Origin of the sequence: Psychrobacter sp. UBA3068 (assembly GCF_002366815.1) — a bacterium.
Classification (GTDB): domain Bacteria; phylum Pseudomonadota; class Gammaproteobacteria; order Pseudomonadales; family Moraxellaceae; genus Psychrobacter; species Psychrobacter namhaensis.
The window spans coordinates 141210-153893 of sequence record NZ_DFBY01000007.1; the positions used below are offsets into that span (position 1 = coordinate 141210).

Here is a 12684-nt window from a genome sequence, read left to right on the forward strand (position 1 = left end):
AAACAGTGTCACTTAACATTGTCACTTAAAAAACGCTGCTTATGATCATTTATTATCGGCAAACAGCTTGTCTAGTGTTTGCTCAAACTCATGGTAGTTTAAGAAATCATACAGCTCCATACGGGTCTGCATGGTATCGACGACTTGTTGTTGCGTGCCATCCTTCAACAGATGCTGATAAACGTTTAAAGCCGCTTTATTCATCGCACGGAACGCTGATAGGGGGTACAACACCATCTCGACCCCCACACTGTATAGCTGGTCAGTGGTATATAGATCAGTCTGACCAAACTCTGTCATGTTTGCGAGTACTGGGATGTCGAGTACGTCCGTAAACTTACGATACATCTCAATATCGGTCAACGCCTCAGCAAAGATCATATCAGCACCAGCATCGGCAAAGGCCACCGCACGCTCAACAGCCGCATCCAGCCCTTCGACAGACAGCGCATCCGTACGTGCCATCACCACAAAATCAGGGTCAGTTTTGGCGTCTAATGCGGCCTTTAGGCGATCCACCATCTCTGAGATACTGACGATTTCTTTATTTGGGCGATGACCACAGCGCTTTTGCGCCACTTGGTCTTCGATATGTACCGCCGCCACGCCCGCTTTTTCCATCTTTTTGATGGTTTGAGCGATATTGAACGCACCACCAAAACCCGTATCGATATCAACCAACAAGGGCGTATCGACGGCATCGGTGATTCGGCGGGCATCTTCTAGGACGTTATCAAGGCTGGTCATACCAAGATCAGGCAGGCCAAATGACGCATTTGCCACGCCAGCACCCGAGAGATACAACGCCTTATGACCGACTTGGGTCGCCATCATCGCAGTATAAGCATTAATGGCACCAGCGATTTGTAGGGGTTGGTTGTTGTCGTTTTTTTGGGTCAGGGCACTGCGAAAGCGGGCGCCTGCTGAAGGTAATGTCATGTCTTAATCCTTACATGGAGGGGTGATTATTCTCATTATTGGGATTGATTATACCCAATTATCGATGACGGCAAAGCGATGTTTTCTTAGTATTGATTAATCTATTTTAATAATTAATTTAATTAAAATAATACTATTTATTTATCAAATAGCATTATCCAAAATACAGTGATTCATATAAAGCACTATTCGTATTACTAAAACGCCAGAATTTTTTACTACCAAATTTTTACATTTAGTTACAAATAGGAAGACGTATTGATTGAATGCTCAAAGTTCTCAGGCAGAAAAAAGCCCTTATAGCGAGGCTAAAAGGGCTTTTTGTCTAAGGTCAAATATCTAGATTGCTTGTCTTAGCCAAACAAACCGGCAAGATTGGCCAAAAACAGGAGCGCAAAACCTGCCAAGAAAATCAAACCGGCAATCGACAACGCATTCATGCCAAAGGATAGCTTTTTATGTTTGGTGACCAGTGAATAGTTTAACCAACCAAAGATAGGGGCCGAAACAAACGCTGATATCATCGCAAACTTGAGCATTGCACCTAATTGGCCAGTAAAGAAGGTGATAATAACCAACCCGCCACCGATGGCATAAGTCGTCCAAAAGGCAATTTGTTTTTTGTTGATCTCCTTCTCGCCTTTGAGCAAACGCCAGCACTCAGCGTTGGCACGGCCATAACCATCAGCACAGGTGATCGTGGTGCCAAACATACACATAAAGGCGACGAAGGCGACCAGCAGTTTGGACCATTCACCGATGGTCGCCGTATACATGTTGATCAACTGGTTGATATAAGCGCCGCCAACCAGCTCAATTTCTTGCCCTGAGCCATATTGGACAAACACGCCTAAAGATAAGAAAAACAACGCCAAAATCGCTGAGACAGTGTAACCCACATTAAAATCAAGCAAACCTTGGCGGTGCGTGGTGTGATCGGCTTTGACTTTGGCAGACGTCCACATAGACGTAATCGCAGCAAATTCAAGGGGCGCTGGCATCCAGCCCATCAGAGCCACGATAAACCCTAAAGTCGCTAGGTTCCAAGGCGAAACAACGACAAAATCAGCAGCCATCACCGTCGGCTTGCCCGCAGCAATAATAACGGCGGCAACCGTCGCTGTCGTCAGAGCAATCATAATCCATTTGGTCACGCCATCAAGCAGCTTGTAATGTCCAGCAATCAAAAAGAACCACGACACGGCAACGATGATGACAGACAAAGCCATCGTTGATAGACCCAAGGAAGCTGGCAGCATAAAGCCCAATATCACCGCAGCGATCAGCGATACCGCGCCCGTACTGATCACGGCTGAAAGTATGGATAGAATAAAATATATCCAAAGATATACCTTGGAGCGTTTGGCGTAACCAGCGATTAAACTTTCGCCTGTATCGTAAACATAGTCGGTGGCAAATCGAAAAAATGGATACTTAAAAACGTTGGCTAAAACAATCATAATAGCCAACTGCCACCCATATATGGCACCAGCCTGTGTGGATGAAATCAAATGCGAGCCACCAATAGCTGCCGTCGCCATCAAAATACCGGGACCAAAGATGCGCCAACTAAAGCCTTCCTGGCTGGCAGCGCTATCAAGGTTGTGTGTTCGTTGTGCAGTCATAAATACCTCAAATTATAGCAAGCGACACCCTATCACTGTCCTGTGATAGGGTGCCTGCAACTAGAACAGTAATAAGAAAGAGAGAATTAAAAAACAAAAAGAAACATCTAGCAGCGACTTTAGCACACCTATAATGATACGAGATAATGATTATTTTCATTAATAAGACAAACGAAAGGTTACATATAGCGTCTATTGTTTAATTTTTCTTTACTAATTATAGTTATGATAAGAGTACATGGACAATAACCGCGTATTTCAAGACCCTCTTTATTTATTAGGTAAACTGCTGACGTCGATAGGTGATACCGCGCTGCTCATAAACATGATAAATCGCGGTCAGCAAATCGGGTATGTTTGGATGAACAAAATCTTTGAGGGTATGTAAATAGATAGGGGAGGTAACGTTTTCATGCACCAAACGTTGATAGCTGATTTGTTCGGTACGCACCGTTTGTAGGCTGGCAGGGACAAGCGTAATCCCTTCACCCGCAGCCACTAAGCCTAGGGCTACTTGTAAGTCACTCACCGTCGTGGTTATAAAGGGTGAAATACCGTATTGTGCAAACAAGTGCAGCAAAGGCTCGGTAATCGGCTGGCTAAGCACGGCCTGCTCGTTGTTGGCACGGCTGGTTTTTGTACCAGGAGTGAGGGCTGAGAGATTACCTTTGGTTGACTTCGGTTTTGTGACGGTGGTTGATATCGGCAAGTGGGTTTGATGGTACAAAATCAGGCGGTTATTTGCCAAGTCTATCAAGCGCTGTTCACGTACGTGGGCTAACGCATGCGCTTTGGGCAGGGCCACCACATAACGCTCATGGCGCAGTAGTATTTGCTGAATCCATGGATCTTGGTGAGCGAAGCGCCCAAAACCGATGTCAATGTCGCCAGATTTGAGCGCGTCCATTTGCTGATAGGAGCTAATATCTTTGAGATTGACTTCAATATCAGGGCTAGACTGCTTTAGCATGGCAATGACTTCAGGCAGCAAACCATAAAGCACAGAGGGGACAAAGCCGATGTTTAAGATAGGACTTGGTGCGGATAACCGCTGGGTCATGCTGGTGACAGTGTCAATCTCTGTCAAGATGGCGCTGATTTTATCGTAAAAGAATGCCCCAGCCTCGGTCAGATGCAATGGTCTGTGGTAACGGTCAATCAATTCCACACCCATATCTGTCTCGAGCTGTTTGAGCAAACGACTCAAGCTCGGTTGTGACAGTCCCGTTTGGGCTGCTGCCGCGCTAAAACTGCGCAAATTTGCGATGGCAATAAATGCATTAAGTTGTTTTAAGTCCATATTCTTAAACCTGTTAGCTATCTACTGTCTCTATTTTTTAGGGTAACGATCGTATGTTTTTAGATATAATTTACAGATATGAGATCGATCAAATAAATTGTGCTTGAAGATAGTGAGGCGAGCAACTATATTGTTTGCCATCGATATTGTTACATTTTAGCAAAAAATATAATAACTCTATTTTAGCCGTCATCTAATACCAGCAAAATCAACTGGTTTGGTAACCTTCTATGAGCGACAAAGAAAAAGATATTGCAACGGATTTTGAGGAAAAACTGGCGGAAATTGCCAGTAAAAAATCGCGTTATCGTAATCGAACCAAAAATAATATCTATGAACGCTTTATCAGTCGGGTTCACAGTGATGAGGACGGTGAAAAAGACAATAGCGACACTGACAATTTTTTTGCCGATGCGCCTTTCAGTACAAATAATCCTGAACCATTTGCCAATCAAGATAATGATAGAAAAGGGCAGTTTGACGCCACAGGTACAACCACTACAACAACAGACGTGACCTTTGATTTTTCAGATGAGTCTCCAGATCAAGACACGTTTAAATCAGAACCGCTAATAAAAAAAGAGACAAAATATACCGACAGCTCTTTAGACAACAGCGATTTAGATGACGATCTATTTAATATCAATTTTGATGATGATCTCAATCACACCAATCAAGCCACAGAACCAGCTTCGCCTATGTGTTCTGATACTGACGAAACCGCTCATAAACTTGATGATGACACTCACTTAGACACTCAAGATGTGCCAATACAACCCACTATTAAAGAAGTAGCGCCAGCACATGACAATGATAAGCTGGCGAGTCACAAAAAATCGCTGATTATGGGTATGGTAGTTGGTTCATTACTGATTGGTATTGTCGTCGCGATACTGATTTTTACAGGGGTGCTGTCACCTTCAGCGCAGAGCGACGCGCTCCATGCAGCTGAGACAAGTACGAATAATGAGGTAGCAACTGATCCTGTAGCCGTGGTTAGTACCGCTGCCCCAACTACGGTAGATAAGCCGCTGCTTGCTGATACCAGCCCTGATAGTCTCCCAACCGTTGAGCCACAACACAACAGCTTAACGAATGATGACCCTCAAGGAGCGGTCAATAATAGTACGGCTGCAACACCAGCAGCCATCGACAATGGCCTAGATAACTTAGATAGCTTAGATCAATCAGAGACTCAGCCCGCCATCACGTACGAGGACTTTAGAGAAGAGTCGCAGACCACGTTATATCGTGAAACCAATGATTAGTACGCTAATCAATTATCCTAAGTCGAATGGCTTATCAGAACCTACGATAGCCAGCTGGCAGGTCACACTTTGAGGCTGTCATTACATAAAATGCACTAGACCTCTTTAGCAGAGCCTCGAAGACTATCTATATAGTCTGCCCACGCTTGCATCATTTTTACCCGACTATCGATCTCATCGAGTCTATTGTAAGCGCCGCCATGTGTGTCTTTGATTCTATGACCCAGCTGCAGCTCGGTGACGATGTCTGAATAACGCAGCTCTGGCTGCTCCATCAATAAGGTTTTGGCAGAAGCCCGAAAGCCATGCGCGCACTGCACATCTTTGTAGCCAAGCCGATGAAACACCTGCACCAGCGCCGCTTTGCTAATATAAGCATTGTTTGAGGCGCGCGCCGATGCAAAGACGTATTCCTGATGACCGCTGATGGATTGAAGGTGTCGTAAGCGCTCAATCACTTGCGTGGCTAAAGGCACCACTAAGTGCGAAACCATATCATCACGACCTTCGCCTTTGGTAGGGGAGAACGCCCATAGGCTGCTGTCCCAATCAATATCCTGCCAGCGCATCGAGCGCAAATCGATACTACGAACAAACACATAAGGCAGTAAATTCATGGCCTCTAGTGTCATCTTGCTTGCGCCTTTGAAGTCAGACATGTCCTTTAACAGAGTCGCGAATTGATCTGGCTTGGTAATGGCTGGCAAGTGATTGCCGGAATTGGCAGGTGCCAGCTCACCGCGCGTATCAATCGCCACATTTCTATCACACAATCCTCGCGCGACAGCAAATGAGAATACTTTCTCGGTATATAGCCGAGTACTGGCGCCAACAAAGGCTGCTTGGTTTTTATTGTTTTGAATTGCCTCGCAGACGCTTAATATCATCTCGCTGGTGATATCGTTCATTCTCAGGTCGCCAATCTCTTGGCACATGTATCCTAGACACAAATCCCAAAATTTGAGGGTCGACTCACTAAACGCAGATTTTTTAGATTTTCTGTGATGACCTGCGGTCTTATGATCCCGCCACGCTTGTGCAATTTCAGAAAACGTGGCGTTTTTTAGGTGCGCATATTTATTCACTTGCTCTTTTTGCTGAATCGCTTTGGGGTCAGATCCTTTAGCAACCGTAGCAAGTATGGTCTCTGCTTGATACTTAACCTCAGACAAACTGATGTCATCCACCTTACCAAGCATCATTCGCGGTCGTTTGCCGCCAATATGCGGATGCGCATACCGTAGGTAGTATTCTTTTTTGCCATTTGGAGAGATACGAATGCTTAATCCAGACACGCCTGAAACACTGACCGAATAGTCTTTATCTCGGCATTCAAGCTTACTAATGTCATATGCAGTATCGACAGCCATGATATGTACCCGTAACCATCATAAATGGTGATAAATAAGGAGAGCGAAGATTATTGTCTCTTTGCTAATTATGCGTAAATTGAGAAGATGCTTTGCACAGATCTTATTACTTATTAAAAAGTGTCTTTTAAAAAATACATAGAATTTTTTGGACACCAAGGTGGACACCTAAATTATAGATTATTTGATTGAAAGCTTTTAATCGTAGGTTTTATAAGAAATATTATCCCCAAGTGAACCTTGGGGATAATTGTACCACAATGAATGAATAGGAAGTAGATTGCGTGTTCAATAGGCTATATCTTGGATTAAACAGGATTTTAACGGCTTTTGTATTCAGATAATTTGGGTTCTTATCGTCTGCATGCTTTATAGGGCAATAGATTTAAGGTGTATTTTATAAGATTTATGCTCGCGTACGTGCATAGAATTGATGAATCAGGGTGATACTAGGGTTCTGTGCAAATTTGGAAGGCATTACTTTAGGGTCTAATTTTGATATAGTCGGTTAGTCGCGTGATCGAATAAACTGCTCTTGACCATTCTAGATTAAGTGCTATGACAGTAAATTTTTTATCTATCAATAGCACTTGATCTAAGAGTTTAAATAGAGCCACGCTGTACTTAAGTAGTTGCTAACTCTTTATGCGTTATATATCTATTACTTAGAGGGTCCCACAATGGATTAGCTTCAAAAACATTGTAATTTACTATTTGGCTTATAGATTCGATTTTAAGCTTCCTTGGGTCTTCAGGTAATTGCAATATCCTCGGTAGACGAGTGATACCTAGTTTTCCATCTGCTAACGCATAATGTCTATAATTTCTATCTATTATTTCATCGCATTCTAATTCTACATAGACCATGCCTTGTTCTTGAATTTTAGCCATACGAACTATAGATGTAAAAACATCTTTTTTAAGAAGTAACTTCTCTTTATTAATATCCTTTAGCGTGTAATTAGGCTTTCTTCCCAACGCTATTTTTTCCCAAAAGCTTCCATTATTTTTAACTTGGGAGTAATTATCAAGATTTTCTTTTAAGTCTCTAAGTTCTTTCATAGATACTTTAGTCGCATTTATTTTTTCTTGAACCTTCAGGAGTGGTGTAGTCATAGCATCGGTGCGCTCCTCTATACTTAAATCTTGCGAGAGAATAAAACCATAAGATTTCGTCAGCAACTTTCTTAGCGCCATTAATTTAATTAACAAAATCCCACTACTGTTGATATTACTGACCAAAGGTTGCAGTCTAAAATCGTGAACGCTTTCTATCATCTGTTTGATTAATTTATCTAAGTGATAAAATAGGTAGCCTTGATCCACTTTGTTATGAAGTGTGGCTTGAATTCTGGGTAGTTTTTGAAGTATTAATATAGAAACTTGCTTTTCATAATTTAACATACGCTCATTCACAACAGCGTCTGTAGAAGCGCCAGTTTGTTCTAAACGTTCTTTTAGTAAGGGTTTTAAGTACTTACTTTTCAAAAACTTGATTTCTTTAATAAAACTAAGAAGTGTATCTGGAGTCCCGAGATCCAGTGTATAAAAGCGACTCATAGCATAAGCCACACTAGATAGATACTCTGAATTTTGCATCTCATTTTTTTTGATAACAACATGGGTCAGATAAGTGTATTTCTCCGATCCACTAGTTTCTTCATGAAGAAAGCGCCGAAATGAATAAGGGTTCTTTCCAGATACATCTGAATTTCCAACTAAAAACCAATAATCTTGTCCTTCTACAACAAAAAACTTTCTACTTTTTCCCTCATTTCTAATGAAAGTAGGTACATCAGTAAGATCTTGAAAATCTAGATCTGTAGAATCCCACCGGCGGAAATCTTGCCCTTGTATTTTTTGCTTGATAAAGACCTCCTTTAAGTAAGATTTAACTATAGAAGAATCAAGTTTTCGAAGCCCAGGAGAAACTTTCAACTCAACAGTATCTAACCATTGTGCTAAGTCATATAAAAAAGCGACACGTATATTTTTTATATTCTCATGTTCATTTTGTAGATTAAGGTGGTCCAGACAACGAAATATTGCTTCGATTTCATCAGCAAGTTTTGAAGCATCATAACACGTAGAACGTGAAGCAATAATGTTAGACATATTCGTTACTAGAGCTAATAGATCAGGCTCCTGAACATGGGTGCTAGCCATGACTTCTCTTAACGTAATAGGACGCCTATGGGCTAAATTTCTATCAGCATCAAGATAAATACCTCGAGGCACAAGTAGATGGTTGTAGATACTGGCAACACTCTCTCGATCTAATTCAGGTAGCATAGATTGAAGCACTTCAGGCCAATCCGAGCTTAGATTAGGATCCAAAGATTTTAATTTATAAAGCTGATAGTCAGAAAGATCATAAATATTCATTAGAATTTTCCATGTGAAAACCGTAATTCATAGAGAGTAGGTTAACCAAATATGTCTCTTATACTTCAAGAGGCCTGATAGGAGAAATGTTAACTTAAGAAATCCATCAAACACTTTAATTAAACTAATAAATTGAGCAAGCCGAATATTTTGCAAACAATAGCCCACATTGTCAATCTAAGAAACGTAACGTACAGTAAAGGAAACAATAGTTTAAGAAAAATATATACCCAGGAACATAGAAGCACTGTGATTTAAGGAGCGTTTACCCGATACAAAAAACATGGGCTTATCTGCTATCACTTTTCACTAAACCTATTAAAAAGGCCATTATCTGATTACAGTGGCTTTGATTTTTGAATAAGAGAGCAGCTCTGAAAACATCATATTCACATTCTGAGCGTGTTTAAGTACTGATTTAATTGGGGTCAAATACTCCCTCAATACTCTCTAATCGCAGAATACGCCCAATGGCGAACGGCATCGAACAGGGTGCAGTTTCCACCTAGTCCGTATTCTTTTTCTTTGTCTGTCAAAGATCTGAGATCAAAAGATTCAGCCAGATAGTTCAGCTCATAGACTTCTTTTTTCCATACATCAGTTCACCAATGATCGTGCCTCGGACTGTTGGTACTGTAGTAGGTATTTTTGATCAAAATATCCCTGTGTATGACATTGAATTCACTTGGCTGTAGCGCCAGCACGTCAACTCCTTTGAAGGGAGTTTCTAAGATAAACCCTAAATTTTACACGGCTTAGTTTTTAGCGCTCTCTACCCAAGAAAACTCTTCCATAATGCGCATCCATTGATCGTCTAATTTCGCTGTTAGCAACAACGGCTCACCAGTGACCGGATGGCTGAGCGCTAAAGTCTGAGCATGTAGCAGCATACGCGCGCAGTCATATTGAGTACGAAAAAATCGATTGTGCCGTCCATCGCCGTGGCTGGTATCACCCACGATGTGATGGAATAAGTGTCTCATGTGCCGACGTAGCTGATGCTTGCGCCCGGTCTCGGGGGTTAAGCGCATTAGACTATAGCGGGTAGTATCATGCTTTTTTGACACTGCAAATGGCAGCTCAATCTGTGCCAAACGTCGCCAATGGGTCACTGCCTCTTGAGCGGGTTTGTCTAAATTGGCGAATTTATCGGCAATGGCATCGGGCTTAAAACTCAACGCATAATCAACGGTGCCTTGCTCTGGCATAAAGCCGCGCACCACAGCTAAATACTGCTTGGTTACCTTGTGTTCAGTAAAAGCCTCGGTAAGGCTGCGCGCCACAGCAGAGCTCTTGGCAAACAACAATACGCCTGATGTAGGTTTGTCTAACCGATGTACCGGGAATACATGGCAACCTACCGCATCACGGGTGAGTTGCATGGCAAAGCGTGTCTCGCCTTTGTCCAGCCAACTGCGATGCACCAAGAGACCAGCCTCTTTATTAATCGCTACCAAAAATTCATCCTCATAGATGATTTCTACTTGGTTAGCGATACCGCTTTCGATATCCATGTTTTCCGTATCCATACTTTAAATATGGATATTATATATCTGCTGGCTTTTATATGTGTCTTTTTTATTGCGCCTGTCGTGGCATAATAAATTTGCACTATGTTTTTAGAGAAAAAAACCTGTACACAAATGAAAGATGAGTAGAGTCAACCATATGTAAGTAAGGCTGACGATCGTAAATAAATTTCCAAAGACTGCTTCTTGTTTTCATAACGGATGTCATGGTAAATAACTTTAGTCGTTTTTGTTAGGTTAATTTACTAATGACACGCTATCTTCTATTACCAGCAAGCAAATAAAAAAGCAGATATCATCGATATCTGCTTTTTTTATTTCAAACTGTTCTTTAACTAACAATTAACCCTGAGGCGTGATTAAGTACTTTTCACCAGTCGCTTGTTTGCCATAAGCTTTGATAGACTCTAATTGTAGCGCTTCTTCTAGCGTGACTTCATGCGTATAGCTGCTAGCAAATGTGGTGGTGATTTCTTCTGCAACCCGCTTACGCATTGACTTGACCGTCTCATTACCCAATTTTCCAAGAGCATTGAACAATAAAAACCCATTCACGCCCCAAGCAAAACCGAAGTTACGATTGATGGTGATCGGGCCACGGTCTAATGCGCCATAAATATATGCTTGTTTGAACGTGTTTGAGCCATAAACGTTGTATTCTTCCACATCACGGGTAATGGCCGCTTCCATGCAGTTTAGGATGTCGCTGGTTAATTTTCCGCCACCAACGGGATCAAACGAGATGGTAGCACCTGTCTCGACAATTGCTGCGGTTAAGTCCGCTGTGAACGACTCGCTGCTTGAGTTGACCACATATTTTGCGCCCATATCACGCAACAGTTTTTCTTGCGCTTCTTTACGAACGATGTTGATCAGATCAATCCCATCAGCCATACAGAGGCGATTGAGCATTTGACCAAGGCTAGACGCCGCTGCCGCATGAATGATGGCTTTATGGCCTTCAGCGCGCATGGTTTCGACCATCGCAAGTGAGGTGAGGGGATTTACAAACGATGAGGCCGCCTCCATAGCCGTGGTGCCTTCTGTCATTTCTAGGCAGCTTTTGACATGGACACAGTGATACTTACGATACGTACCGCCGCCAATCACAGCCACCACTTTACCCATCAAAGCTTGCGCTGCTGGCGAAGAACCTGCTGCGACAACCGTACCTGCGCCTTCGTTGCCCACAGGCGTGTCTTTATTCACCCGTGTTTTTAGGGCTGGCATGAATTTCGCGGGTACATCAGCGGTAATGACAGGGCTGTCATCGGTGCCCGACTGTACGGCAGTTGACATGTCAGCAGCGCTAAACATGACCCCAAAGTCAGAGGGGTTCAATGGTGCCGCTTCGATGCGCACAACCACTTCATCGGCACCGGGCTGCGGCATGTCGATATCTTTTAAAGACAAGGTGAGTTTGTTGTCGTCACTGATGGTTGAAACCAGTTGCTTATTTTTATCGGTCATAATTTTGCTCCTGCATTATTAATATTTATTTTAAATAATCTTATTTAGGCTGCGCCGCCTGTATCTGGGCTTTCACGTGTGTCATAAATTCAGGCATATTGGCCAAGCGGTCTGCTTCTATTTTTTGAGCAATGTCAGATTGGCGCATGGTGTCACTCCATTCTTTCATACCCGGTATCTCTGCCAACACGTCCCAGTCAAGCTGGGTTGAGGCGCAGGCTTTAACCACGACGTTTACATAGTGCATATAGATGTCCGCCATCGTGAACTCTTTACCGGCAATCCACGGCGAAAACTGGCATAAGCGATTGAGAGCAGGGATGCCGCGTGTGAGTACTTGACGTACTTCTTCTTTGACGGCGTCAGGGGCGTTGGTGCCTGAAAACACATAAGGAATGAGGCGGCGGCTTGGCAATTCAAAATACAGCTCTGCTATCTTCATGATTTGCCGCACAATTGCACGCTCTGTAGCAGATTTAGGATATAGCGGTATGGCAGGGTAGGTCTCTTCTATAAAGTCACAAATGACGCTCGACTCCGAGAGCGTCATACCTTCATCCGTTGTGATAGCAGGCACTTTACCGACTGGGTTGATGGACAGCAGCGCATCGCTACCAGCATAAATAAGGTTTTCTTGAAAGGGCAACGCTTTGTACAACAGAGCGTGTTTCACTATATTGTAGTAGTTGCTTGCGGGGAAACCGTGCAAAGTAATCATAAATTATTTTTCTATTATTGATGGATGGGTTTTTTAGGATTAACGTTAAATCTGACTAGGGCGTGTCCCTAATTGGCAAA

General features: G+C 42.8%; 9 protein-coding genes. 1 reads left to right on the forward strand and 8 read right to left on the reverse strand.

The window, feature by feature from the left end:
- Positions 1 to 45 precede the first annotated feature (45 nt).
- The 3 genes from prpB to B2P60_RS01515 form a co-directional block, all read right to left on the reverse strand.
- Positions 46 to 939: a methylisocitrate lyase gene (prpB, locus tag B2P60_RS01505; protein WP_286739019.1), complete on the reverse strand. Its 894-nt coding sequence runs from the start codon at positions 937 to 939 to the stop codon at positions 46 to 48.
- 353 nt (positions 940 to 1292) lie between these two features.
- Complete coding sequence (locus B2P60_RS01510) at positions 1293 to 2564, reverse strand: NRAMP family divalent metal transporter (protein ID WP_198333572.1); 1272 nt, start codon at positions 2562 to 2564, stop codon at positions 1293 to 1295.
- Positions 2565 to 2841: 277 nt separating this feature from the next.
- A complete protein-coding gene (locus B2P60_RS01515; RefSeq protein WP_193004972.1) occupies positions 2842 to 3864 on the reverse strand; it encodes a LysR family transcriptional regulator in 1023 nt (340 codons plus the stop codon).
- Between the two features lie 230 nt (positions 3865 to 4094).
- Between B2P60_RS01515 and B2P60_RS01520 the strand changes: the two genes are divergently transcribed.
- Positions 4095 to 5132, forward strand: a complete 1038-nt coding sequence (locus B2P60_RS01520) for a hypothetical protein (RefSeq protein ID WP_230710063.1) — start codon at positions 4095 to 4097, stop codon at positions 5130 to 5132.
- Positions 5133 to 5227: 95 nt separating this feature from the next.
- Here B2P60_RS01520 and B2P60_RS01525 read toward each other — a convergent pair whose 3' ends face one another.
- From B2P60_RS01525 to B2P60_RS01545, 5 genes are all read right to left on the reverse strand, one after another.
- On the reverse strand, positions 5228 to 6502 hold the full coding sequence (locus B2P60_RS01525; protein ID WP_198333574.1) for a tyrosine-type recombinase/integrase: 1275 nt from the start codon (positions 6500 to 6502) through the stop codon (positions 5228 to 5230).
- A gap of 624 nt (positions 6503 to 7126) precedes the next feature.
- Positions 7127 to 8887 (reverse strand): hypothetical protein, encoded by a 1761-nt coding sequence (locus tag B2P60_RS01530; RefSeq protein ID WP_286739022.1) that lies wholly within the window; start codon positions 8885 to 8887, stop codon positions 7127 to 7129.
- Positions 8888 to 9642: 755 nt separating this feature from the next.
- Positions 9643 to 10401: a tRNA pseudouridine(65) synthase TruC gene (gene truC, locus B2P60_RS01535; protein ID WP_286739024.1), complete on the reverse strand. Its 759-nt coding sequence runs from the start codon at positions 10399 to 10401 to the stop codon at positions 9643 to 9645.
- 357 nt (positions 10402 to 10758) lie between these two features.
- Positions 10759 to 11886 (reverse strand): zinc-binding dehydrogenase, encoded by a 1128-nt coding sequence (locus B2P60_RS01540; protein WP_286739025.1) that lies wholly within the window; start codon positions 11884 to 11886, stop codon positions 10759 to 10761.
- A 40-nt stretch (positions 11887 to 11926) separates the two neighbouring features.
- A complete protein-coding gene (locus B2P60_RS01545; protein WP_286739026.1) occupies positions 11927 to 12604 on the reverse strand; it encodes a glutathione S-transferase family protein in 678 nt (225 codons plus the stop codon).
- Positions 12605 to 12684 lie beyond the last annotated feature (80 nt).

Bases quoted from the DNA above. Each gene is read 5' to 3' on its own strand.
- prpB (WP_286739019.1), bottom strand. From the start codon at position 939: ATGACATTACCTTCAGCAGGCGCCCGCTTTCGCAGTGCCCTGACCCAA.
- B2P60_RS01510 (WP_198333572.1), bottom strand. From the start codon at position 2,564: ATGACTGCACAACGAACACACAACCTTGATAGCGCTGCCAGCCAGGAA.
- B2P60_RS01515 (WP_193004972.1), bottom strand. From the start codon at position 3,864: ATGGACTTAAAACAACTTAATGCATTTATTGCCATCGCAAATTTGCGC.
- B2P60_RS01520 (WP_230710063.1), top strand. From the start codon at position 4,095: ATGAGCGACAAAGAAAAAGATATTGCAACGGATTTTGAGGAAAAACTG.
- B2P60_RS01525 (WP_198333574.1), bottom strand. From the start codon at position 6,502: ATGGCTGTCGATACTGCATATGACATTAGTAAGCTTGAATGCCGAGAT.
- B2P60_RS01530 (WP_286739022.1), bottom strand. From the start codon at position 8,887: ATGAATATTTATGATCTTTCTGACTATCAGCTTTATAAATTAAAATCT.
- truC (WP_286739024.1), bottom strand. From the start codon at position 10,401: ATGGATATCGAAAGCGGTATCGCTAACCAAGTAGAAATCATCTATGAG.
- B2P60_RS01540 (WP_286739025.1), bottom strand. From the start codon at position 11,886: ATGACCGATAAAAATAAGCAACTGGTTTCAACCATCAGTGACGACAAC.
- B2P60_RS01545 (WP_286739026.1), bottom strand. From the start codon at position 12,604: ATGATTACTTTGCACGGTTTCCCCGCAAGCAACTACTACAATATAGTG.